Annotated in this window: 18 protein-coding genes; 10 read left to right on the plus strand and 8 right to left on the minus strand. The window is 64.2% G+C overall.

The genetic code is table 11. The features are described 5' to 3' along the window. Positions 1-21 precede the first annotated feature (21 nt). Positions 22-969, plus strand: coding sequence for a glycosyltransferase family 2 protein (locus V8352_RS02635; RefSeq protein ID WP_336422696.1), 948 nt, complete (start codon positions 22-24; stop codon positions 967-969). A gap of 30 nt (positions 970-999) precedes the next feature. Here the strand turns inward: V8352_RS02635 and V8352_RS02640 are convergent, their stop codons facing one another. The 7 genes from V8352_RS02640 to V8352_RS02670 form a co-directional block, all read right to left on the minus strand. Next, the gene (locus V8352_RS02640) at positions 1,000-1,950 is read right to left on the minus strand and encodes a GNAT family N-acetyltransferase (protein WP_336422697.1); all 951 of its coding nucleotides are present in this window, start codon (positions 1,948-1,950) and stop codon (positions 1,000-1,002) included. Between the two features lie 91 nt (positions 1,951-2,041). Next, positions 2,042-3,310: an organoarsenical effux MFS transporter ArsJ gene (gene arsJ, locus V8352_RS02645; RefSeq protein WP_336422698.1), complete on the minus strand. Its 1,269-nt coding sequence runs from the start codon at positions 3,308-3,310 to the stop codon at positions 2,042-2,044. Further along, positions 3,307-4,305 carry an ArsJ-associated glyceraldehyde-3-phosphate dehydrogenase gene (locus tag V8352_RS02650; RefSeq protein ID WP_336422699.1) on the minus strand — a complete coding sequence of 333 codons (999 nt, stop codon included), beginning with the start codon at positions 4,303-4,305 and terminating at the stop codon, positions 3,307-3,309. Before V8352_RS02650 ends, arsJ begins: the two co-directional genes overlap by 4 nt. Further along, complete coding sequence (locus V8352_RS02655; RefSeq protein ID WP_336422700.1) at positions 4,302-5,135, minus strand: arsenate reductase/protein-tyrosine-phosphatase family protein; 834 nt, start codon at positions 5,133-5,135, stop codon at positions 4,302-4,304. Before V8352_RS02655 ends, V8352_RS02650 begins: the two co-directional genes overlap by 4 nt. Positions 5,136-5,221: 86 nt before the next feature. Continuing rightward, the gene (locus V8352_RS02660; RefSeq protein ID WP_336422701.1) at positions 5,222-8,353 is read right to left on the minus strand and encodes an efflux RND transporter permease subunit; all 3,132 of its coding nucleotides are present in this window, start codon (positions 8,351-8,353) and stop codon (positions 5,222-5,224) included. After that, the gene (locus V8352_RS02665) at positions 8,350-9,537 is read right to left on the minus strand and encodes an efflux RND transporter periplasmic adaptor subunit (protein WP_336422702.1); all 1,188 of its coding nucleotides are present in this window, start codon (positions 9,535-9,537) and stop codon (positions 8,350-8,352) included. The genes V8352_RS02660 and V8352_RS02665 overlap by 4 nt, the downstream gene beginning before the upstream one ends. After that, positions 9,534-10,283: a TetR/AcrR family transcriptional regulator gene (locus V8352_RS02670; protein ID WP_336422703.1), complete on the minus strand. Its 750-nt coding sequence runs from the start codon at positions 10,281-10,283 to the stop codon at positions 9,534-9,536. The genes V8352_RS02665 and V8352_RS02670 overlap by 4 nt, the downstream gene beginning before the upstream one ends. A gap of 167 nt (positions 10,284-10,450) precedes the next feature. On the opposite strand from V8352_RS02670, the gene V8352_RS02675 reads away from it, so the two are divergent. From V8352_RS02675 to mnmH, 9 genes are all read left to right on the plus strand, one after another. Continuing rightward, complete coding sequence (locus V8352_RS02675) at positions 10,451-11,203, plus strand: DUF1045 domain-containing protein (protein ID WP_336422704.1); 753 nt, start codon at positions 10,451-10,453, stop codon at positions 11,201-11,203. A 112-nt stretch (positions 11,204-11,315) separates the two neighbouring features. Next, positions 11,316-12,389, plus strand: a complete 1,074-nt coding sequence (locus tag V8352_RS02680; protein ID WP_336422705.1) for a type III polyketide synthase — start codon at positions 11,316-11,318, stop codon at positions 12,387-12,389. Further along, entirely contained in the window at positions 12,389-12,886 is a 498-nt protein-coding gene (locus V8352_RS02685) for an isoprenylcysteine carboxyl methyltransferase family protein (protein WP_336422706.1), read from the plus strand. Before V8352_RS02680 ends, V8352_RS02685 begins: the two co-directional genes overlap by 1 nt. A gap of 95 nt (positions 12,887-12,981) precedes the next feature. Then, positions 12,982-13,770 carry a 3-deoxy-manno-octulosonate cytidylyltransferase gene (locus V8352_RS02690; RefSeq protein ID WP_336422707.1) on the plus strand — a complete coding sequence of 263 codons (789 nt, stop codon included), beginning with the start codon at positions 12,982-12,984 and terminating at the stop codon, positions 13,768-13,770. Beyond that, entirely contained in the window at positions 13,767-14,618 is an 852-nt protein-coding gene (kdsA, locus tag V8352_RS02695; RefSeq protein WP_336422708.1) for a 3-deoxy-8-phosphooctulonate synthase, read from the plus strand. Before V8352_RS02690 ends, kdsA begins: the two co-directional genes overlap by 4 nt. Positions 14,619-14,765: 147 nt before the next feature. Further along, entirely contained in the window at positions 14,766-17,036 is a 2,271-nt protein-coding gene (locus V8352_RS02700) for an acyl-CoA dehydrogenase (protein WP_336422709.1), read from the plus strand. Further along, the gene (locus V8352_RS02705) at positions 17,033-18,325 is read left to right on the plus strand and encodes an acetyl-CoA C-acetyltransferase (protein ID WP_336422710.1); all 1,293 of its coding nucleotides are present in this window, start codon (positions 17,033-17,035) and stop codon (positions 18,323-18,325) included. The genes V8352_RS02700 and V8352_RS02705 overlap by 4 nt, the downstream gene beginning before the upstream one ends. Further along, positions 18,322-20,391 (plus strand): 3-hydroxyacyl-CoA dehydrogenase NAD-binding domain-containing protein, encoded by a 2,070-nt coding sequence (locus tag V8352_RS02710; RefSeq protein WP_336422711.1) that lies wholly within the window; start codon positions 18,322-18,324, stop codon positions 20,389-20,391. Before V8352_RS02705 ends, V8352_RS02710 begins: the two co-directional genes overlap by 4 nt. A gap of 62 nt (positions 20,392-20,453) precedes the next feature. Further along, positions 20,454-21,515, plus strand: a complete 1,062-nt coding sequence (mnmH, locus tag V8352_RS02715; RefSeq protein WP_336422712.1) for a tRNA 2-selenouridine(34) synthase MnmH — start codon at positions 20,454-20,456, stop codon at positions 21,513-21,515. Here the strand turns inward: mnmH and selD are convergent. Beyond that, a complete protein-coding gene (gene selD / locus V8352_RS02720; RefSeq protein ID WP_336422713.1) occupies positions 21,502-23,697 on the minus strand; it encodes a selenide, water dikinase SelD in 2,196 nt (731 codons plus the stop codon). The two genes, mnmH and selD, sit on opposite strands and share 14 nt — an antisense overlap. Positions 23,698-23,725: the final 28 nt, after the last annotated feature.

The following is a 23,725-nucleotide window of genomic DNA, read 5'->3' on the forward strand; positions in this document are numbered from 1 at the left end:
AGCGCATGAGGAGAGGGTGTTGTGGTAATCGAGACGCAAGACGGGGTCGCAGCCAGTTTCATTCTGCTGTCCTACAATCAGGAGGACACCATTCGCGGCGCTGTTCAATCGGTTCTCTCGCAGGCATGCGAGCCGATCGAGATCATTCTGTCCGACGATGCCTCGACGGACAGCACCTTCGACATCATCGACGCTTTGGCCAAGGCGTATGACGGACCTCACCGCGTCGTCGCCCGGCGCAACGACGTGAACCTCGGCACGAACCGCCATATCGAGTATGCAATCGAGCTTGCCGCGTCGGATCTGATGATCTGGACCGCAGGAGACGACACAAACGATCCGACGCGCGCGCAGTGCGTCATCGACGCCTACCGCCAGACGTCTGCGAAACTCATCTTTTCCGATGCCCGGACGGTCGCCAGCGATGGGAGGCCGGGGCGTGACGGATACAAGAATGCCCTATTTTACCGGTCCCACACCCTTCAGGATACTGCGCTGTCATTTGAGCTCTACCTTGGCGCGACAGCCGCCTGGCACAGGGAACTTTACCGCAAATACGGTGGCTTTCCCCGCAAGGATGCGTTCGAAGACCTTGTCCTTGGTTTTCGAGCCGCGCTGGAGGGCAGCACCCATTACATCGAAAAGGATCTGGTCACCTACAAGGAGGGAGTCGGCATCTCGAGCAACCTGTCGCGCCATGTCAGCAAGCTTTCCAATCAGCAAAGACGCATTGCAGTGTTGAAGAGCCAGATCGCGGTCCTCGAACAGCGGCAGGCGGATGCCGCGATCTTTGGGCTGGGCGAAAGCGACCCCATAAGGGTGATGTTGGCAAAGCGGACAGCGGTTCTGCAAATGCGGCTGATCTACTATGCGTTCAGCCTCGCCGCGTGTCGTCCGTATCTGGCACAACCAGGGAGGCTGGCCCATGCGCTGCTATCGGAAATGATCCGCGACATGCGCAAGCGCTAGGCTAACTGCCCCAAGCAAAAGCTGCGCCTCTCAATCGGCAAGATCCCATTCATACTGGTTGAACAGCACGCTGCGCGCGCCGAACATCTCTTTTTGCCGGGTCAGTCCGGTGTTGAGCGTGCGGCCCCCGTCCGTGGTCGAAATGCCGAAATTGAACCACTTTCGGTCCGTGAAAATCGTTTCGAGCAAATGCGAGATGATCAGGTCGAGCGCGCCATCGCGCCGCCCCTCCTCGGTTGCGGCCATGTATTGGACATGGACTGCTGCCCCGCAGTCAAAGATGACGAGGCCGCCGTGGATTCGGTCATCGCCGCAGGCGGTAAAGAGGCGGATGCCCTGCGGGAAGTGCGCGGCAAGGCGTGTGATCTCGTCCAGGCTATGCGTCGGGGCGGCGTCATGGGCCGCGCCCAGCCGTTCGGTCAGGACCGCCCAAAACCCCGCGAAATCATCGCTTTGCGCCACCTCCAGCCCGGCCTTGCGGGCGCGGGTCACGCCCTGCCGCTTGGACTTGGAGAATTTGGGCGCGGTTCCGATGGCAATGGCCGACGACAGATCGCAGCGCACTAGGCGCGCGCCCGCCTGAATGAGGGCATAGACGTCCTCTTCGGCGGGATATTGGTGGAATATATGGGGAATTGCCTTGTAATGGAGTTTCGCAAAACCCTCTGCCCTGAGGGCGGCGCGCAGGATCTCCATGATCTCGACCATCATCGCGGCTGACATGCCGGGCCCGGTGACAAAGCCGCCGTAGGTCAGCCCGCCATGGGATTGCAATGTAGTGCCCGAACGGTTCGCCGGGAGAAGCGCGACCATGCTGCCATCGGCCTCGACGATCAGGGAATGATCCTCGAACCGATCCGCATGATAGTCCATGAATCGGCGGTCATGCAGGAAAGTGCCATTGCCCGACGCGGCGACAAAGGCGTTCCACGCCCCGGCATCCTCTGGGCCATAGCGCCGGATGGTCAGGGATTTGCTCATGCTCTGTCGCCTCGTCTGTCTGGACCTCGTCTTGCGTTTATATCGCCCAAGGGCAGAATGCGATCAACGTTTGGCCTCGGGCCCTAGCCTGTCAGCCTGCCGGCGCACCTTGGGGCATGGGCGTCAGCCGGCCCGAAAGGAGCGCGGACAGCGCGACCATGAGCGTGGCGGTGCCAAGGACGAGCGCAAGGCCGCCGATCTGGTAGGTCAGCCCCGACATGAGCGTGCCGATCAGGCGCCCGGCGGCGTTGGCCATGTAGTAGAACCCGACATCCATCGTGACCCGCTCGGATCTGGTAAAGCTGAGGATGAGATAGGAATGAAGCGCCGAGTTGACTGCGAAAAGCGCGCCAAAGATCAGCAGCCCCACCACCAGCGTGACCGTCAGCCATGTCTGCGGACCGGGCGCCACAAGGACAGCGGCGGTCAAAGCAGCAGGCACGACGCAGAGCGCCCCGGCCCAGCTGCGCGCCGCCCCGATCAGCGCGGCTTCGGGGCGACTGGCCGCGCGCAACAGGCGGGGCGCACTGGCTTGCACCGCGCCGTAGAGGATGATCCACGCGGCCATGAAGCTGCCGATCATGAAGAAGGCGGCCCGGTTGCCCGCCTCGGTGCCATCCGACAGGACCGCGTAGAAATAGATCGGGATGCCGACGACGAACCACACATCGCGCGCGCCAAAGAGGAACACACGTGCCGCCGAGAGCCAGTTGACGTTCGCCGATGTCGAAAAGACATCCGAAAACTTCGGCCCCTTGCGGCCGCGTGGCAGGCCGCCTGGCATCAGCGTGGCCACTGCGACCAGCACCACCGCCAGCACCGCGGCCATGGCCACGATCGCCCAGACAAATCCCAAGGTTGCCAAGAGCGCCGCACCGAGGAGAAAGCCCACGCCCTTGACTGCGTTCTTGGACCCCGTCAACAGCGCCACCCAGCGAAACAGCTCGCCGCCCTCGGGCGGGGCCAGCAGCTTGACCGCGGATTTGGACGACATCTTGGCCAGATCCTTGGCCACCCCGCTGGCGCCCTGCACGCACATAACGAAGGCGACCGATGTCGCCACGGCCCAGCCGGGATCGAGCTGCGTCAGCGCAAGCAGCGCTGCCACTTGCAGGCCCAGCCCCATATAAAGCGTTGAAGTCAGGCCGAAACGCGCCGCAATCCAGCCTGCGGCAAGATTCGTCGCCATCCCCGCCACCTCGTAAAGGATAAAGAGGTAGGCCAGCTGCACCGGGGAAAAGCCGAGACTGTGAAAATGCAGCAGCACGAGCATCCGCAGCGCGCCATCGGTCAGCATAAAGGCCCAATAGGCCGCCGTCACCGCGATGTAGGCCGACAGACCCTCGGGCCGTTGGGTCATAGGGAGGCGCCAACCATCAGCGCCACGTCAATCAGCCGGTGGGCATAGCCCATCTCGTTGTCATACCAGACGTAGACTTTCAGTTGCGTGCCGCCGATGACCATGGTCGAGGGCGCATCAACGATGCCCGAGCGGGTGTCGTTGGTGTAATCCGCCGAGACGAGAGGACGCTCTTCATACCCCAGAATACCGGCAAGCGGGCCGTCTGCCGCCGCCTTGAAGAGGGCGTTGACCTCCTCAGCGGTCGTGGCGCGCTCCATTTCGAAAACGCAGTCGGTCAGCGAGGCGTTCAGCAGAGGCACACGCACGGCATGGCCATTGATGCGCCCCTTCAGCTCGGGGTAGATCAGCGTGATGGCGGTGGCCGATCCTGTCGTCGTCGGAATCATCGAGTTGAGCGCCGAGCGGGCGCGGCGCAGATCCTTGGCGGGTCGATCGACGATGGTCTGCGTGTTGGTCACGTCATGGATCGTGGTGATCGAGCCATGCTTGATCCCGATCGCCTCGTGCACGACCTTGACCACCGGCGCGAGGCAATTGGTCGTGCAGGACGCTGCCGTGACGATGCGATGCGTGCCCGCGTCATAGATGCCATCGTTGACGCCATAGACGATATTGGCGGCGCCGCCGTCCTTGACCGGGGCAGAAACGACCACCTTTTTCACGCCCGCATCGAAATAGGGCTGCAACTTGGCCTCGGTCTTGTAAACGCCGGTGCAGTCGATCACCACGTCGACGCCCTCCAGCGGCAAGGATGCAATATCCTTGGTGCCGACAAAGGGGATGCGCGTGCCGTCTATGGTGACGCTATCCGCGTCATGGGAAAACGCGGCATCCCAGCGGCCATGCACGGTGTCGAACTCCAGCAGATGGGCATTCATATGCGCGTCACCCACCGCGTCGTTGATCCAGGCGACGTGCGCGCCGCGCTCCAGCAGCGGCCGCAGGGCAAGCTTGCCGACGCGGCCGAGGCCATTGATTGCATATGTTGTCATGATGTTTCCTTGGTGGACGCACGGCCAATCTCGTCCACGGCCGATTGCAATGCGATACGATCCAGGCTGGCCATGGGCAGCGCGGTGAAAGCCGCAATCCGGCTGCGAAGTGCGCCGAATGCCTGCTGAAAGGCGAGGCTCTTTTCGGCATCCGTGCCGGTCACCTTGACCGGGTCGGGCATGCCCCAATGCCCGCTGATCGGCTGGCCCTCCCAAGCGGGGCAGTCCTCGTTGGCGGCCTGATCGCAGACGGTAAAGACAAAGTCGAATTTGGGCGCATCCGGGCTGGTGAACTCTGAGATATGCTTGGACCGCAGCGGCGAGGTGTCGTAGCCCTTGTCGGCAAGCACCCGGAGCGCAAAGGGATTGAGGCTGGAGTGCCGGTTCGTGCCCGCAGAATACGCCTCAAATCGGTCTGGCGCGGTGGCGCGCAGGATCGATTCGGCAAAGATGGACCGGGCGGAATTGCCCGTGCAGATGAAAAGCACGTTGTATTTGCGATCAGACATCGAGGTGTCTCCTATGGCGAGAGGTAGGCAAAGATCGGGGCGCCCACGGCAGCAATCCAGCAGCAGATACTCAAAGAGCTGCCGCACGCGCGTCATGTCGGCGGCGTAGAGAAGGGATGTGCCCGCCCGCGTCTGCACGACCAGCCCGGCACGCTGCAAGGCGGCCAGATAGGTCGACATCGTGCTGGCCTTGATGTCCAGCGCAGCCGCAAGATCACCTGCCGGGACCTGGCCCGGATAGCGGCGCATGAGCAGCCGGAAAACGGCCAGCCGCTGGGGATGGCCAAGCGTGCTGAGTTGCGTGGCGGGATCATTTTCCATATTTCATGGATTATGGAAATTTAGCACGCTGACAAGTGAAACTTTTGCGACGCCGAGGCGAAGTTGCCTGTGCTGGCCGCCGCGCGTCAGACCTGTTGTGGCACTGCTGGGTCCCTTGCCGGCTGCGCACGGTTTGCCCGTTTCTCGCCCAGCATCAGCATCGCGGGCGTCACGACCAGCGTGAGAACCGTGGCGATGACCAGCCCCCCGGCGATGGCCGAGCTAAGCTCGGTCCACCACTGAGTGGAGGGGGCACCATAGACGATCTCGCGGCCAAAGAAGTCGATGTTGATCCCGATCACCATGGGCATGAGGCCCAGCGCCGTCGTCACCGAGGTCAGGACCACCGGGCGCAAACGCTGCGCGCCGGTGCGCAGCGCCGCCTCAAGGGGCGACAGGCCCGACTTTTTCAGATCATTGTAGGTGTCGATCAGCACGATGTTGTTGTTCACCACGATCCCGGCCAGCGCGATCACCCCGATACCGCCCATGACGACACCAAAGGGCCGCCCCGTGACGATAAGGCCAAAGAGGACGCCCGCGATGGAAAAGACGATTGCACTCATCACCACAAAGGCTTGGTAGAAGTTGTTGAACTGGATGACGAGGATCACGAACATCAGGAAAATTGCCGTGACGAAGGCCCCCGCGAGGAAGTTCATCGACGCCGCCTGATCCTCGGCTTCACCGGCAAAGGCAGCCTCGACGCGATCGGGCAGATCGAGCCGGTCAATGGCAGATTGCAGCGCCGCCACCTGATCGTTGACCAGCATGCCGGGGGCGACATTGGCCTCGATGGTGATGACGCGGCGCTGATCGACGCGGGTGATGGTGCCGCTGCGGGGGCTTGGCTCGAACGTGACGAAGTTCGAGATGGGCACGAGGCCCGCCGAGGTCGGCACGCGCAGCGATTGCAGCTCTTCCAGCGTGCGCTCGTCCGAGGGAAAGCGCACGTTGATGTCCACTGTGCCATCCGCATCTCCGGGCCGGTAGTCGGCCACGGTGATGCCCCGCGTCAGGAGTTGCACCGCCTGCCCCAACGTCGAGATATCGGCCCCAAAGCGTGCCGCCTCGGAGCGATTGACCGCGATGCGCCACTCGACCCCCGGTAGGGGCCGCGTGTCGGTGACATCGGTGAAGCCGCCGATATCCTCCATCGCGGCGCGAATGTCCTCGACGGCGCTTGCCTGCGCTTGGGGATCGCGCGCCCGGACGCGCAGGTTGATCGGCTTGCCCGCCGAGGGGCCGCTCGAGGCGGTCTGCACCTGCACGTCGATGCCGGGAATGGTGGCCATGTCGGCGCGGATCTCCTCGCCGATCAGGTCGGCGGTGCGGCGCGTGTCCCATTCGGTGAATTCGATCTGGATCGTGCCGATCAGGTCGGCCGCGTCCTGATTGCTGCCGCCCGAGCGGGCGTAGATCGACTGGATCTCGTCATAGGCATAAAGGCGTTCCTCGACGCGGCGCACAAGCGCGTCCTTTTCAAAGATCGAGAAATTGTCACGGGCCCGCACCTGCACCTGCGCAAAATCCGGCTCGACCGAGGGAAAGAAGCTGATGCCGTTACCGAACTGCGCATAGGCGCCAAAGCCCGCCATGAGAAAGCTGATCGCCATGATGAGCGTCGCCCAAGGCCGCAGGATCGCGAATTGCAGCACCTTGACGTAGCCGCCGGTGAAACCAGTCAAATCCCGCGGATCGCCCTTTTCGGCAGCGTGAAGCGCGTGTTTGTCCGCCGCCGACTGGGGCGTCTTGCGCCCGATGATGCCGCCCACGACCGGGATGAAGACTAGCGCCATGAAGAGCGAGGCGGTCAGCGTCAGGATCACCGTGATGGGCAGGAATTTCATGAATTCACCCACCGTGCCCGACCAGAACAGCAGCGGAAAGAACACCGACAGCGTCGTCGCGGTCGAGGCGATGATCGGCCAGGCCATGCGCTTGGCCGCATAGGCGTAGGCGGCCTTGGGCGGGTCCCCTTCCTGCAAGCGGCGATCGGCCATCTCGGTCGTGACGATGGCGCCGTCGACCAGCATCCCGACCACGAGGATCAAAGAGAAGAGCACGACGAGGTTCATCGTGTAGCCCATGACCAGAAGCGCGGTGACACCCGCCAGAAACGCGCCGGGGATGGCAAGCCCGACCAGCAGCGCCGAGCGGATGCCCAGCGCCCAGACGATGACGATCATCACGAGGATCACGGCGGCCATGACATTGGCCTCCAGATCGCTCAGCATCGTCTCGACCTGCTCGCTTTCGTCCTGCATGTAGTCGATGGCGACGCTGCTGGGCCAGTCGGCCTGCGCCTCTTCGATCACGCCGCGCACGTCGGCGACCGTCTCGATGATGTTGGCACCCGCACGCTTCTTGATCTCCAGCGCCAGCGCAGGCTGTCCGTCGATCCGGGCGAAGCCGGTGGGATCCTCGAAGGTGCGGCGGATCGTGGCCACATCGGCAAAGGTCACGACAGTATCGCCGCGCACCTTGACCGGGAGGGCCATCACGTCCTCGATATCCTCGATGAGGCCCGGCACCTTGAGCACGATGCGCCCAGCCGCATTCTCGATGGCGCCGGCGGCGATAAGGCGATTGTTGCGATTGATCTGGCTGATCAGCTCTTCAAAGCTGATGTTGTAGGTTTCGAACACTGTGGGGTCGATCAGCACCTCGAGCAGCGCATCGCGCGCGCCGCCGACATCCACTTCCAGCACGCCACTCAGCGCCTCGATCCGGTCCGACAGATCATCCGAAAGGGAATTGAGCGTGCGCTCGGGAACGGGGCCCGACAGAATGACGGTCAGGATCGGGAAGAGCGCGGTGTTGATCTCGTTCACCACCGGGTCGGTCGCATCCTCGGGCAGTTCGGGCCGCGCGCGGTCGACGCCCTCGCGCACGTTGTCCAGCGCGGCCTCACTGTCAAAACCCGGCTCGAATTCCAGCTGCACGCTGGCATAGCCCTCGCCCGCATTCGCGGTCATCTGCTTGAGGCCGGTCAGCCCGCTCAGCTCGGCCTCGAACGGCTCGATCAGCAAGCGCTCGGAATCCTCTGGCGAGATGCCGTCGAGTGTGGTCGAGATGTAGAAGATCGGGATCGGGATCTCGGGCGAGGATTCCTTGGGGATCGACACATATGCGTAAGAGCCGACCGCGAGGATCATCACCAGTGCCATGACGACCACGCGGCTGCGGCTGAAGGCGGCGTCGATCAGGCGGTTCATTCCGTGGCCCCTGCATCCGTGGCGATGGTATCAGTGATTTGGCCTGCCTCCGGCGCAGGCATTGCGCCCTGTTCGTCCTCCTGCGGATCGGCGGCCTCGCCATCATTGACGAAGCCCTGACCGATCGAGATAATGCGCGCCTCATCCGGCAGGCCCGCGACCCAGATGCCATCGGTCTGCGCGCGCACGATCGTGATCTCGTGAAACTCTACCACATCACTGTCATTCACCGTCTTGATCCCCAAGGTGCCGCCAGTGTCCAGCGACAGGATCGCGGGTGAGACGAAATGCGCCGTCGCGCTGCCGGTCGGGATACGCAGGCGCGCGCTGATGCCTGCGGGGACGTCTCCGCCTTCATTCGGCACTTCGACCTCGGCCAGGAATGTGCGTGTCTCGGTGTCGGCGCTTGTGCCGACGAAAGTGACTGTCCCGGTCGCCACCGCGCCGGTGATGAAGGACACGTCGGCGGGCAGGCCCGTCTTGATATCGCTCAGCGATTGCTGCGGGATCTGGATGCGGATCGTCAGCGGCGTGTTGTCGACGATGCGACCGATATCGGCCCCGGTCGAGATGAATTCGCGTGTGTCGATTTCGAGCGTTTCCAGCCGTCCGGCAAAGGGCGCGCGGACTTCGGTGTTCTCGATCGCCTGCTCGGCGGCGCTGACGCCCGCCTCTGCACTGGCCAGATCGGCGCGGGCCTGTGCAACGCGGTCGGCTGTGGCAACGCCCCGCTCGACCAGCGACGTCGCATTGTCGAACTCGCGCCGGGCGCGGCTGAGCTCTTCGGTCGCGCGAGCCAGATCGGATGTGCGCGCGTCGGTGTCGAACCGGGCAATGACCTGCCCGGCCTCGAGGACAGCACCCTTGTCGACCAACAGCTCGGCAATCTGCCCCGAGGTCTCAGCCCGGATCATCGTATCGCGGTCCGGCAAGGCCTGGCCCTCGGCTACAAACACCTGCTCGACACTTTCGGCGACCGAGCGGCGCACGGCGACGGTCACCGGCTTGGGCGCCGCCGGCTTCGTGCTGGTCTGCGCGGGATCTGCGGAAGGCAGGATGTATCCGCTGCCCATCCAGCCGATGATCGCCACGGCAAGGCCACCCGCGACCCAGCGGGATCGCGACGATGCCTTGTCGCTTTCGAAGGTGAGTGTCTTGCGCGTCTCGGGTAGGGTCTTGGTCATGATGTCGCTTTCCTGGGGGCGGGCGTGAGGGCGCGCAGCATGAGGCGGTATTCGGCCGGATTGGACAGAGTGACACTGCCCTCCGGAAGGCCCAGCATTCGGTCGATCAGCGCACCTTCGGCCACCATGCGTTTGTCGAGACAGGCGACCCCTGCGTCCAGATCCCCGGCCTCGGCGGCGCGCATCGCACCTTGGACCGCGGCGCGCCGTCCGGTTGAAAAGGCAAGGATCATCTCGGTCACAAGTTCCGCGTCCGGCACATCAAAACGGCCTTCACGCGCGCCATCGGCGATCATCTGATGCAGAATGGGCCGGGCCGCCGCAGCCGAGGCCGCCGATATGCGCTGAAAAAGCACATCATTGCCGGGGTGCAGCATGGCATCGAGGAAAAACTTCATCTGCGCGGCCTGCTCGGCCTTCCAACGGCTCGATTCGGCCAGAAAGGCATTGAAGCGCATCAAGGCATCGCCACTGGTGGCGGCCCTCGCCGCCTCGGCAGAGGCCAGGCCGGCCTTGGTAAACCGCGCGACCACACCGTCGAGCAAATCATCCTTGGCCTTGAAGTGATGGTAGAACCCGCCCTTGGAGATGCCCGCCTCGGCCAGAACGCTGGCCACGGTCACATCATCCCAGCCGCGCGCGAGGAACTGGCCCTGCGCCACGTCGAGAATATGCGCGCGCCGCTCTTCGGGCGCCAGACGCTCGCGCTTGGCGCCGGGGACGCTGTTGGGTTCAAGTTCTTGCATATGCTGCGCCTTACTACAAACCGACGGTCGGTATGTAGCGGTGAGCTCATGAGTTGGCAAGTAGCGCTGATGCTGGGGCGGGCAGAAAAAGCGGCTATCCGCCGGTGAACGCGCTGCCCCCCAGGCAACACGGGCATTTGCATCAAGCGCCGGTTCTGTCATGCCGGATGCGTTCCGTTTTCGAGATCACGAGGCAGCCACCTGTGCCACCCGACACCTTCATGCGATACGCCGTCTACTGGACGCCGCCGCCTGGCCCGCTTGCGCGGTTCGGGGCCGCTTGGCTGGGCTGGGATCCGGTTGCCTCTGCCGAGGTGGATGCGCCCGAGTTCGCGCCTGAAATACCGGGCACCTCCTTGTGCGAGATTACCGCAAGGCCGCGCACCTACGGCTTTCACGCGACGATCAAGGCACCCTTTCGCCTTGCCCCCGGCAAGACCGAGGATGGCTTGTGTGCCGCGTTTCACAGCCTTGCCCTGAGCCGGCCACCTGTCCGACTGGATGCACTGAAGCTGGCACGGATGGGCCGATTTTTATGCTTGCGGCCCGAGAGTGATAGCGCCGCGCTGAATGCGCTGGCCGCCGAGGCGGTGCGCCAACTCGATCCGTTTCGCGCGCCCCTGACCGGGGACGAGATTGCGCGGCGCAGGCGTAGCCGCCTGTCGCCCGAGGCCGATGCGCTATTGCTGCGATGGGGGTATCCCCATGTGATGGAGCGGTTTCAGTTTCACGCAACGCTGACCGGCCCGCTGAAGGAGGCAGAGGCTGGCGCGGTGGAGGCAGCGCTGCTCCCCCTGCTGGAGCCGCTCTTGCCATGCCCCTTCTGGATCGACGCGCTGACCCTGATGGGCGAGGATGCAAGCGGGCGATTTCACGCGCTGTGCCGTGTGCCGCTGGGGGGCGGTTTGCAGGCGACCTGACGAGGCGCCGCGGGAACGGGCAGCGGGGAGCGGTGGTTATCAAAGCGGCTCATGCTAGCTTTGGCTGAGGGCTGGTGCGACGCACCAGACCTTGACGCGCAAAGGATCGGATATGTCCGCCCATCTTCATGGCCTCGCCACTGCGCTGCCGCCTTATTGCCTGAACCAAGCCGAGGTGGCGTCGCGCGCCGCCGAAATATTTGGCGACAGGTATCCGCAGTTCTCGCGTCTGGCCAAGACATTCGAGACCTCTGGCATTGAGCAGCGCCATTCGGTCGTGCCACTCGACTGGTTCACGCAGAAGCATGGCTGGAAGGATCGCAGCGCGGCCTATGTCGCCGGCGCCGGCGCGCTTTTTATCGACGCGGCCCGCACCGCGCTCAATGATGCGGGCTGGGCCGCTTGGGAGGTGGATTGCATCGTCACCGTCTCCTCCACCGGGATCGCCACACCGACGCTGGAGGCGCGGGTGCTGGGCGAAATGGGGTTTCGCGATGACGTGATGCGCGTGCCAATCTTTGGCCTTGGATGTGCGGGCGGTGTCAGTGGGCTGGCGACTGCCGCCGCGTTGGCGCGCGGGGATGCTGGGTCAAAGGTGCTGCTGGTAGTGGTCGAGACCTGCTCGCTGTCGTTTCGGTCGGACCGGCTGCAAAAGGCGGATATCATCGCGGCGGTCCTCTTTGGCGACGGCGCGGCGGCGGCCTGCATCAGCACGGATGCACCGCGCGGCGCGCATGTCACGCTGGGCCGAGGCCACCAGATGACATGGCCCGATACGCTGGGCATCATGGGCTGGGACGTCGATGATACCGGCCTTGGCGTTGTTTTTGACCGCTCCATCCCCGCCTTCGTTGCCGAGCATTTCGGCGCCGCGACGGCAGGCGCGCTGGCGGCCGCCGATCTGACGCCCGCAAGGATTGACCGCTATGTCTGCCATCCCGGCGGCGCCAAGGTGATTGCCGCGATCGAAGAGGCGATGGATCTGGCGGCGGGCAGTCTGGACGCCGAGCGCCGGGTGCTGCGCCAATGCGGCAACATGTCTGCGCCGACCGTGCTTTTTGTGCTGCGCGCCGTGCTGGATGCCGGGGCTACGGGGCAGATGATGGCCTGCGCGCTGGGCCCCGGATTTACCGCATCCTATCTGCCTTTGTATGTCGCGGAAAATATGACCGAACGGGCGGCCTGATGGAAATCGGCGCCGCGCTCTTTCTCGGCTTTATCGTGCTGCAACGGCTGAGCGAGCTGGTCATCGCGCGGATCAACACCGCCCGCCTGATGGCGCGCGGCGCTTATGAGGTGGGCGCGGGCCATTACCCGGTGATGGTGGCAATGCACAGCCTCTGGATCCTCTGCCTGATCATGTTCGGAATGGGCCAGCCTGTCTCGCCGGGCTGGCTAGCCATTTTTGCCGTGCTTCAGGTGTTGCGCGTGTGGATATTGGCGACGCTTGGCCCCCGTTGGACCACGCGCATCATCATCCTGCGCGCGCCGCTGGTGAAGCGCGGCCCGTTCCGACATCTGCGGCATCCCAATTACGTTCTGGTCGTGGCCGAGATCATCGTCGCGCCGATGGTGCTGGGGCTGGTCTGGGTCGCGGTGCTGTTCACCTTGCTCAATGCCGCAATGCTCTGGGTGCGCATTCGGGCCGAGAACCGCGCGCTGGCCGATCTGAGAGAGCTTTGAGCGCCGCGCATCGGATCGACTGAGCGCGCGCGAGCGATTGCCCCTTGGCCAGCGTTATGGTGTATGAAGCCTTGCACCTACCTGAAAGGCCGCACATGAAAACCGTCATCTTCATTCCCGCGCGCTATGCCTCGACGCGCTATCCCGGCAAGCCGCTGGTCGATATCCGCCAGAAGGATGGCAGCGCCAAGAGCCTCATTCGCATGAGTTGGGAAGCAGCCTGCGCGATTGAGGGGGTCGATGCCGTGTATGTCGCCACCGATGACGCCCGCATCGCCGAGCACGCGCGCAGTTTCGGCGCCGCAGTGGTGATGACCTCCTCGACCTGCGAGAACGGCACGGCGCGCTGCGCCGATGCGCTGGCCCAGTTGGACGGCAGGCCCGATCTGGTGGTCAATTTTCAGGGCGACGCGCCGCTGACACCCCCATGGTTCGTGGAAGAGCTGATCGCGGCCATGCAGGCCGATCCCACCGCGATGATGGCGACGCCCGTGCTGCGCTGCGACCGGCAGACCTACGACAACTTCGTCGAGGACCGTCAGAATGGCCGCGTGGGCGGCACGACGGCGGTCTTTGACGCAAAGCAGAACGCGCTCTATTTTTCCAAGGAAGTGCTGCCCTATATCGCCCCCGGCAAGCTGCCCACGCCGATTCCGGTGTTTCACCATGTCGGCGTCTATGCCTATCGGCCGGACGCGCTGAAGGCATATGTCGAGGCGCCCATCAGCACGCTCGAGACGCTGGAGGGGCTGGAGCAGTTGCGCTTTCTCTCTGCCGGGATGCCGGTGCGCTGTGTCGAGGTGGACGCGCGCGGGCGTCTTTTCTGGGAGCTGAACAACCCCGAGGACGTCGCCCGCATCGAGGCGGCATTGGAGGCACAATGATCGAAACACGCAGCATCACCATCGGCGACATCGAGATCGGCGGGCGCGCGCCATTCGCGCTGATCACCGGACCTTGCCAGCTGGAAAGCCTGGATCACGCGCGCATGATGGCGGGGCGGATTGCCGAGGCCTGCGCGCCAACGGGCACGCGCTTCATCTTCAAGGCGAGCTATGACAAGGCGAACCGATCCTCGTTGTCGACGCAGCGGGGGCTGGGCATGGATGAGGGCCTGAGCATCCTTGACAAGATTCGCGATGAATTCGGCTGCCCGGTCCTGACGGATGTGCATGACGCGCATCAGTGCGCGCCGGCGGGCGAGGTGGTGGATGTGATCCAGATCCCCGCGTTTCTCTGCCGCCAGACCGACCTTTTGCTGGCGGCCGGCGAGACGGGCTGCGCGATCAACGTTAAGAAGGGGCAGTTCCTTGCGCCGTGGGACATGGAGAATGTCGCCGAAAAAATCGCCAGCACCGGCAACACGCGCATCATGCTGTGCGATCGGGGCACATCCTTTGGCTACAACACGCTGGTCAGCGATTTTCGCGGCCTGCCAGTGATGGCGCGGACAGGGTATCCGGTCGTCTTTGACGCCACCCATTCGGTGCAGCAGCCCGGCGGGCAAGGCACCACGTCAGGCGGGCAGCGCGAATTTGCGCCGGTGCTAGCGCGCGCGGCTGTCGCGGTGGGTGTATCGGCCCTCTTCATCGAAACGCACGAAGCGCCAGATACCGCACCAAGCGATGGGCCAAACATGATCCCAGTGGACAAGATGGAGGCCCTGATCGGCCAGCTGCGCAGCATCGACGATCTGACCAAATCCCAAGCCGAGATCGATCTGGGCGCCTGAAGAAGCCGCGCAGGCGTATATTTTTGTCGTCAAACCGGGCTATGATGACGGTAGGGTAACGCTTGCGCTGCGTCAGGGACGGGAGCCCTGCATGGGAACACATGGGCGCATGCGTGCGTTGCCACTGTGCCCAATAGGGAGCCTGCCATGTCTTCGTTTCGCGCCAGATACATCACCCGCCCGATACACCGCTGGGCGCAGCGCGCCTTGCCCGCCCTGTCGGATACCGAGCGCGAGGCCCTGACCGCTGGCGAAGTCTGGTGGGAGGCAGAGCTGTTTTCCGGCAACCCGGACTGGTCCAAGCTGCAAGGCGTTCGCGCGCCAAAACTGACCGAACAGGAACAGGCGTTTCTGGACGGGCCATGCCGCCAGCTGTGCGATATGCTGGATGATTGGGAGATCAATCAAACAGACGCGGATCTGTCGCCCGAGGTCTGGGCGTTTCTGCGCAAGCACAAGTTCTTTGGGATCATCATCCCCGAATCGCATGGCGGGCTGGAGTTTTCGGCCTTTGCACACAGCGAGATCGTGCGCTTTATCTCGACGCGGTCGGTTGCGGCAGCGGTGACGGTCATGGTGCCCAATTCGTTGGGACCGGGCGAGTTGCTGCATCAATTCGGGACCGAGGCGCAGCGCGACTATTGGATGCCACGCCTTGCCGATGGCCGCGAATTGCCCGCCTTTGGCCTGACGAGCGCCGAGGCGGGCAGTGACGCAGGCGCAATGATCGACGAAGGCGTCATCTGCAAGGGGGACTGGCAGGGCGAGGAAGTGCTGGGCATCCGCCTGAACTGGGCCAAGCGGTATATCACGCTGTCGCCGGTTTGCACCGTGCTGGGGCTTGCGTTCAAGCTGCGCGATCCGGACGGCCTGATTGGCGATACCGAGGACATAGGCATCACCTGCGCGCTGGTGCCGACGGATCTGGACGGGGTCGAGACGGGGCGCAGGCATATCCCCTCGTCCACCATGTTCATGAATGGGCCGACGACCGGCAAGGATGTGTTCATCCCGCTGGAAAACATCATCGGCGGGCCGGAGTATGCAGGGCGCGGCTGGATGATGTTGATGTCTGCGCTGGCAGCGGGGCGGGGTATTTCCCTGCCCTCGATGGGGTGCGCCGCCATCGCGCTGAGCGCGCATACAACGGGCGCCTACGCGCGCATCCGCGAGCAATTCCGCCTGCCGATCGGCAAATTCGGCGGCGTGCAGATCTGCATGGGCAGGCTGGCGGCGGATGCCTATGCCATGGACGCGGCCCGGCACCTGACCTGCGCGGGTCTTGACGAGGGGCGCGCGCTATCGGTGATTTCGGCCATCATGAAGGCGCATGCGACCTTTCGGATGCGCGAGGCGCTGAATGACGCGATGGATGTTCATTCCGGCAAGGCGGTGATTGACGGGCCGTCGAATTACCTTCTGGCCCTCTATCGCGCGGTGCCCATCGGGATCACGGTGGAAGGCGCGAATATCGTCACGCGGAGCCTGATCATATTCGGCCAAGGCTCGATCCGGGCGCATCCCCATATGCTGGACAACATGATGGCCTTGCAGGAGCCGGACCGTCAAAAATCGCTCGATGCGTTCGACAAGTCCATCTGGGCGCATATCGGTCATACCGGCAAGACGCTGTTTCGTGCGTGGGGCCGGGCGCTGACGGGAGGGCGGTTTTCCCCCGCCCCCTTTGCCGGGCCCGCCACGCATATCTACCGCAGGCTTGGCCGCTGGTCGGCGGCCTATGCGCTGACCGCCGATGTGTGTTTCCTGACGCTGGGCGGCGCGCTGAAACGCAAGGAGATGCTGTCGACCCGCATGGGCGACATCCTGTCCGAGATGTACATCCTCTCTGCCGCATTGAAGCGATGGGAGGACGAGGGGCGGCAAAAGGCCGACCTGCCCGTTTTGAATTACACCGCTGAAATTGCGTTTCAGCGGATTCAGGTCGCGCTGGACGATGTGATCGTGAACCTGCCCGCGCGCTGGGCCGCGTGGATCCTGCGGGGCATAACCTGGCCCGGACGGCGCGAGAAAGGGCCGGATGACGCGCTGGTCGAAGCCTGTAGTGACCTGATCTATACACCTTCGCCCGCGCGCGACCGCATCACGGGCGATATCGCGGGCAGTTGCAGCCATCCGGGGATATCGCTGCTCAATGACTGCTATGGACGCGTCACCGCGATGGCCCCGGCGATGAAACGTCTGCGCGACGCAAGCAAGACGCCGCGCGAGGGCCGCGACGCCGGCATCATCAGCGCGGCGGAGCTGAGCCAGATAAACGACATGAACGATCTGGTTTCACGCGTCATCGCCGTAGACGATTTCGACCCCGAAGAGCTGGGCCACTACTTTCCGGGGCTGATCCCCGACGGCGAGGGCCGCGACGCACCCAAGCACAAGCCTGAGGAGGCCGCAGAATGACGCAATCGAGCCGAGTATTCCTGGTGGATGGCGCGCGCACGCCGTTTCTGAAAGCGCGGGGTGCGCCCGGCCCTTTCACGCCCGTCGATCTGGCGGTGCAATGTGGGCGGCCCCTGCTGGCGCGTCAGCCCCTTGCGCGCGAGGCGCTGGATCTGGTGATCCTGGGATGCGTCAACGTGATCGCGGACGAGATGAACCCGGCCCGCGTCGCAGCCCTGCGCCTTGGACTGGGTGAGCGGATGGTCGCCTTTACAATGCAGATCAACTGCGGCTCGGGGATGCAGAGCATCGACACCGCCTACCGCTATATCCGGTCGGGCAGTCACGACATGATCCTTGCGGGCGGAGCCGAAGCGCTGAGCCATACCCCCCTCATCCTGCGGCAATCGGCGGCGGAATGGCTGGGCAATCTGAGCACGGCCCGCAGCCCGGTGGAGAAGCTGAAGCTGCTGGGCGGGATCCGGCCCGATTTCTTCAAGCCGGTGGTAGGACTTGAGCGGGGTCTGACCGATCCGATCACCGATCTCAGCATGGGCCAGACAGCCGAGATCCTGGCGCATCGCTTTGGCATCGACCGTCAGATGGCGGATGAATACGCAATGCAAAGCCACCATCGTCTTGCCGCCGCACAAGTGAATGGCGACCTGCTGGGCGAGGTGGTTCCTGCGTTTGGCCCCGATGGCACGGTCCATGACCATGACGACGGCGTGCGCCCCGATAGCGATATGGCCGGGCTGGCCAAGCCGAAGCCTGTGTTCGAGAAACCTTACGGCAAGGTGACGGCGGGCAACTCCAGCCAGATCACAGATGGGGCCAGCTGGGTCATCGTGGCCTCAGAAAAGGCGGTCAATGTGCACGGGCTGGAGCCGCTGGCCGAAATCACCGATAGCGAATGGGCGGGGCTGGACCCTTCCATTATGGGGCTGGGTCCGGTTCTGGCGTCGACGCCAATCGCGCAGCGGCAGGGGCTGGGCTGTGACGATGTCGATCTGTGGGAGCTGAACGAGGCGTTTGCCGCGCAGGTGCTGTCCTGCGTCGAGGCTTGGGCGGATGAGGACTTCTGCCGCGAGGTCCTGGGATACGATGCTGCCTTCGGGCGGATTGACCGCAACCGGCTGAACGTGGATGGCGGTGCCATTTCGCTGGGGCATCCCGTGGGCACCAGTGGCAACCGCATCGTTCTGCATCTGGCCAATGCGATGAAAACGCGCGGCGCCAAGCGCGGGATCGCGACCGAATGTATCGGTGGCGGCCTTGGTGGCGCGATGATGCTGGAGGCTGTGCAATGAGCGGAACAGTGATGGAATTTCTGGGCGCCGAGCGGCGCGAAATGGGCGGTACAGGTGCGCGGCAGGGCAATTGGCGCAGCGGGAGGGATGCAAGCGGCATCCTCTGGCTGGCCATGGACTGTGAAGCGGGTGGCACCAACGTCATCTCGCGGCGCGTGCTGGAAGAGCTCGATCAACACCTTGCGGCTGCGGAGGCCGATTTGCCCAAGGCATTGGTCATTCGCTCGGCCAAGGAGGCGGGATTTGCCGCCGGGGCCGACATCTCGGAATTCAAGGATGTGGCAGACGACCCCGAGACGCTGTTGCGCGAGGGGCATGCCGTGTTCGACCGCCTGGCGGCGTTGAAGTGCCCGACCATCTGCGTGGTCCATGGGGCCTGTCTGGGCGGCGGATTCGAAATGGCATTGGCCTGCGATATGCGGATCGGCGTGCGCGGCGCGTCCTTTGCCTTTCCCGAGGTGCAATTGGGCCTGCATCCGGGCCTTGGCGGCACATTCCGGTCGCTGGCGCTGATCAACCCGGTGGAGGCGATGACCCTGATGCTTACCGGCAAGAGCGCGCATACCAAGAAGGCCAAGGCGCTGGGCCTGCTGGATGCCGTTGTCGAAGAGCGCCACGTTGCGGCCGCCGTTCTGTCGGCGGCGAATGGCAAGATGGAAGGCCAGGACAGGGGCCTGAAAGCGCACGCCCTGAGCTATGCCACCGCGCGCGGCTATGCGGCGCGGCAGATGCGCAGCAAGACCGAGAAGAAAGCACCAAAGGCCCACTATCCCGCGCCCCATGCGCTGATCGACCTCTGGGAAGAGCATGGCGATGATGCGACGGCAATGCAGAAGGCTGAGATCGCATCCTTTGGCCAGCTTTTGCAGACTGAGACGTCGCAGAGCCTCCAGCGCGCGTTTTTCCTGCGCCGGCGGCTGCGCGGCAATGCCAAGGGCAAGGATGGCATCACGCATGTTCATGTCATCGGGGCGGGCGCGATGGGCGCCGAAATCGCCGCCGTGTCCGCCATCGGTGGCAAGCGCGTGACCTTGGGCGATTTGTCCCCCGAGGCACTGGGGCGCGCGATCAAGCAGGCGGGCGATATATGCGACTCCAAACACCTGAGTAGTCTCGAAAAGCGCGATGCGCTGGACAGGTTGATGCCGGATCCCAAGGGGTATGGCATCGCTTCTGCGGACCTCATCATCGAGGCCGGACCAGAGACAATGGAAACCAAGCAAGGGATCTACGACGACCTGAAACCTAAAATCAAGGCGGGCGCGATACTGGCCAGCAATACCTCCAGCCTGTCGTTGGCCGACCTGGCGGCCCATGCGCCCGATGCCGCACATTTCGCCGGGCTGCATTTTTTCAACCCCGTCTCGCGCATCGACCTCGTCGAGGTAATCCGGGGGCCGAAGACGTCGGACGAGACGGCAGCGCGCCTTGCCGCCTTCTGCGGCGCGATCAAGAAGCTGCCGGTGCATGTGGGCGACGCGCCCGGTTTTCTCGTGAACCGCGCCTTGGTCCCTTACATGATGGAGGCGATGATCCTGATGGATGAGGGCGTGGCGAAGGAGACGATCGACACCGCTGCCTTGCGCTTTGGCATGCCGATGGGGCCGGTGACACTGGCCGATCAGGTGGGCCTAGATATCGGGCTGCATGTGGCGGTCAGCCTGTCTGAGGGGCTGAAGACGCCGCTTGCGCCCATATCGGACACTCTGCGCGCCAAGGTGGCGGCGGGCGAGACCGGCAAGAAGGCGGGCAAGGGGTATTACGACTGGTCCGATGGCACGCCGCATCCCGACAGCGACGCCGGCGCGCCCGCGGATCTGACCGACCGGCTCATCCTGCCGATGCTGAACGCCTGTGCCGAGGTTTTGCGCCAAGGCACGGCGCAGGAGGCCGATGATATCGACGCCGCCATGATCTTTGCCACCGGATGGGCCCCGTTTCGCGGGGGGCCGATGCACTACGCGCGCGAGCGGGGCGTCGACGCGGTGGTCAAGCGCCTCGAAGAGTTGGAGGCGGAGCATGGTGCGCGTTTTGCCCCCGACGCAGGGTGGCAGACGTTCAGCTAGCCGCGGGGGACCGCGGCAAGATTGTCGTTTTCAGCCCCTGCAATAGGCAGTAGTCACATCGCATGAAGCTGAACCTGACCCATATCGGCCAACTGGCCGCGCTGCCTTGCGATACGCTTATTGATGCCCGCTCGCCCAGCGAGTTTGCCGAGGATCACCTGCCGGGCGCAATCAACCTGCCCAGCCTCGATGATGCCGAGCGAGCCGAGGTGGGCACGATCTATGTGCAAGAAGACCGGTTCAAGGCGCGGCGCATCGGCGCATCGCTGGTCGCGCGCAATGTCGCGGCGCATCTGGAAGGGCCACTGGCGCGGCATGACGGCAGTTGGCAGCCGCTGGTCTATTGCTGGCGCGGGGGACAGAGATCAGGCTCTTTCGCTTCGATTTTGGAGCAGATCGGCTGGCGCGTGCGCCTGCTGGAGGGCGGGTATCGGGCATATCGGCGGCTGGTGGTGCAGATGCTCTACGAGAGTACGCTGGCACTGCGGCCCGTGCTGCTGGATGGCAACACTGGAACGGCCAAGACCCGGCTTCTGGAATTGCTTGAGGAAAGCGGTGTTCAGGTCATCGACCTTGAAGGGCTGGCCAACCATCGCGGCTCGGCCCTTGGCGCGCGGGCGGGCGGGCAACCGCCACAAAAGCTGTTCGAGGGGCGGCTTGCGCAGAAAATCGCGGCGCTCGATCCAGCACGGCCTGTGGTGATCGAGGCCGAATCGCACAAAGTCGGAACGCGTATCGTGCCGCCCAGCCTCTGGACAGCAATGAAGTCGGCGCCCGTCATACGCGTGACAGCGCCGGCGGAGGCGCGGGCGCGCTATCTGGCCAATGCCTATAGCGACATGACGGACCAGCCCGAAGAACTCTGCGCGAGCCTCGATCTGCTGCGCCCGCTGCGCGGACATGAGACGGTGGATCATTGGCAAGAGATGGTGGCGACCGGCGATTTCACCGCATTGGCAGAAGAATTGATCCGCGAGCACTACGATCCAGGCTATCAGCGGGCACGCGAGCGGCATGAGACCGCGCAGGCGCGCGCTGTGAGTTTGCCTGCGCTGGACGACGCGGCGCTGCGGGCGGCGTTGCCCGATCTGATGGCAGTAATCGAGACGGCTAGCGCAGGCTGATACCGGGCGGCGCATCAGTGATTGCGCCGATATCAGTGGCGGTCATGCCCATCTGGTGAAGGCTCTCGAGAGCGCGCTGGGCATCCCTTGGGGCGATTGCGGCCAGAAAGCCACCAGCGGTCTGAGGATCAAAGAGAATGTCATGCTGGGGTCCGGCGCCGAGGCCTGTCATGGACGGGGCGGCAAAGGCGCGGTTTGATGCATGAAGCGACGATCTGTGCCCTGCCCGCAGGATGTGTTCGGCACCGAAGAGAAGGGGGATAGCGTCACCATCAATCTGCGCTCCGACACCGCTTGCGCGGCAGATGGCAAGAAGGTGGCCGGCGAGGCCAAAGCCGGTCACATCCGTCATGGCATGTGCCATATTCAGGCTCTGCACGGCTGATTGGGGACTGAACGCCATATGATCCAGTGCGCTTCGCACGATGTTCCCATCCGCAGCGCCTGTCATGTCGGCAGCAAGGATCGCGCCGGTGCCCAGCGCAACGGTCAGTATCAGGCGGTCGCCGGGGCGCGCACCGCCGACACCGATGGGCGCGCGACCCTCGGGCATGAGGCCGGTGACGGTATACCCAATGGTCATCTCGGCGCCCTGAGTGGTGTGGCCGCCGATGACCTCGGCCCCGGCAGCGGCCATGACATCATGGGTCGCAGACATGATTTCAGCCAATGTTCGCGCCTGCAACGGCCCACTCATCCGGGGCAAGACGATGTTGACGAGGGCGGCCTGAGGCTCGGCCCCCATTGCCCAGACATCGCCCAACGCGTGAATGGCGGCAATGCGCGCCATCAGCCACGGATCGGCGGTAAAGGCGCGCAGGTGGTCCGTGGTGATGACCTGAACGCGATCCCCGATTTGCAGCGCGCCTGCATCATCGCCCGGACGGATCAGCACGTCGTCCCGCAGGCCCGTGCGCGCCCCGGACAGAGCCGATTGCAAGGCTTCGGGACCGACCTTGGCACCACAACCGCCGCAGATCATCGGGTGATCGGTCAGCTCCTGCGCGGTGCCATCGGCCATTTCGCGGGGAAGTTTGGGCTGGGGCATCGCGGGCAGATCTCGGAACTTCTGCATGAAACGTTGGTCAATGCGGTCTTTCCAACGCCAGAGGCCCGGCAGGCTGAGACCAAGCGCGCCGCGATCGGCAACAGCATCCTTCTCGCCCAAGGATACCAGTTTGAGATATTGCTTTTGCGGCTCAAACCGGCGCTTTGGCACGGCGCCCATCAGGGCGGAGCGGAGGTTGTCGAGCAAGATTGGCGCGGCGCGTACAGCATAGACGCCAGCCTTGGGGCGCGGGGCGTGGCGCAGATATGCGCAATCGCCCGCCGCAAAGATGGCGCCATCATCGACACTGCGCAGGTAGGCATCCACGGTGATGAAACCATCCGCAAGGGCGAGGCCCGTCCGGGCAAGCCATGGCCAGGGCCGCGCGCCTGCGGCGGCCACGGAAAGCGTGGCGGGAATGGACGCACCATCCTCTAATTCGACACTATCATGGGTGATTTCGGCAATATCCGCCTGCTCGATCAGCACAATCCCGACGGCCTTCATGCGGCCGCGCAGGATGCGGGCGGTCGCCGGGGCGACCCCGGTGAGGGCATCGCTGGTGTCAATGACGTGGACGCAAGGATGAGGCGTGACCTGCGACAGTCGGTGATGCATCGCCAAGGCCAGCTCAACCCCGGCTACACCGCCGCCCAATATGGCACAATGTGGTTGAATAGAGCCTGATCTGACGTCCTCGACAAAGGTCTGCCAACGATCGGCAAAAGGTCCAAGCGGCTTGGCCGCAATGCCGTGCGCGTCAAACCCGGTGAGCGTCATGGGCGCCGAAGTGATGCCGATATCAATGCTGAGCACGTCATAGGCGATGTCCGGACGGCCATCGACCTGCACGCGGCGCGTGGCGCGGTCAATCCCGCAGGCGCGCCCGACGATCAGGCGCGCACCGGCAAAACGGGCGAGACGGCCAAGGTCGATATCCAGCGCCTCGCGCGGGTAGTGACCGGCAATATGGCCGGGCAACATGCCGGTGTAGGGCGCCTTGGGGTTCGGATCGATAAGGGTCAGCCGCGCGCCCGGCAGCGGCTTCATCCCCCATTTACGCAGAACGAGGGCGTGTGCATGACCGCCGCCGATCAGGACGAGGTCGCGGGTAAGGGGGAAATCGCTGTTCATGGCCATCCCGAAGTGCCGCAAATCGTGC

Origin of the sequence: Roseovarius sp. D0-M9, assembly GCF_037083805.1 — a bacterium.
Lineage (GTDB): Bacteria > Pseudomonadota > Alphaproteobacteria > Rhodobacterales > Rhodobacteraceae > Roseovarius.

Coding starts and splice junctions, on each gene's coding strand:
- V8352_RS02640 (WP_336422697.1), bottom strand. CDS start 1,950: ATGAGCAAATCCCTGACCATCCGGCGCTATGGCCCAGAGGATGCCGGG.
- arsJ (WP_336422698.1), bottom strand. CDS start 3,310: ATGACCCAACGGCCCGAGGGTCTGTCGGCCTACATCGCGGTGACGGCG.
- V8352_RS02650 (WP_336422699.1), bottom strand. CDS start 4,305: ATGACAACATATGCAATCAATGGCCTCGGCCGCGTCGGCAAGCTTGCC.
- V8352_RS02655 (WP_336422700.1), bottom strand. CDS start 5,135: ATGGAAAATGATCCCGCCACGCAACTCAGCACGCTTGGCCATCCCCAG.
- V8352_RS02660 (WP_336422701.1), bottom strand. CDS start 8,353: ATGAACCGCCTGATCGACGCCGCCTTCAGCCGCAGCCGCGTGGTCGTC.
- V8352_RS02665 (WP_336422702.1), bottom strand. CDS start 9,537: ATGACCAAGACCCTACCCGAGACGCGCAAGACACTCACCTTCGAAAGC.
- V8352_RS02670 (WP_336422703.1), bottom strand. CDS start 10,283: ATGCAAGAACTTGAACCCAACAGCGTCCCCGGCGCCAAGCGCGAGCGT.
- V8352_RS02675 (WP_336422704.1), top strand. CDS start 10,451: ATGCGTTCCGTTTTCGAGATCACGAGGCAGCCACCTGTGCCACCCGAC.
- V8352_RS02680 (WP_336422705.1), top strand. CDS start 11,316: ATGTCCGCCCATCTTCATGGCCTCGCCACTGCGCTGCCGCCTTATTGC.
- V8352_RS02685 (WP_336422706.1), top strand. CDS start 12,389: ATGGAAATCGGCGCCGCGCTCTTTCTCGGCTTTATCGTGCTGCAACGG.
- V8352_RS02690 (WP_336422707.1), top strand. CDS start 12,982: ATGAAAACCGTCATCTTCATTCCCGCGCGCTATGCCTCGACGCGCTAT.
- kdsA (WP_336422708.1), top strand. CDS start 13,767: ATGATCGAAACACGCAGCATCACCATCGGCGACATCGAGATCGGCGGG.
- V8352_RS02700 (WP_336422709.1), top strand. CDS start 14,766: ATGTCTTCGTTTCGCGCCAGATACATCACCCGCCCGATACACCGCTGG.
- V8352_RS02705 (WP_336422710.1), top strand. CDS start 17,033: ATGACGCAATCGAGCCGAGTATTCCTGGTGGATGGCGCGCGCACGCCG.
- V8352_RS02710 (WP_336422711.1), top strand. CDS start 18,322: ATGAGCGGAACAGTGATGGAATTTCTGGGCGCCGAGCGGCGCGAAATG.
- mnmH (WP_336422712.1), top strand. CDS start 20,454: ATGAAGCTGAACCTGACCCATATCGGCCAACTGGCCGCGCTGCCTTGC.
- selD (WP_336422713.1), bottom strand. CDS start 23,697: ATGAACAGCGATTTCCCCCTTACCCGCGACCTCGTCCTGATCGGCGGC.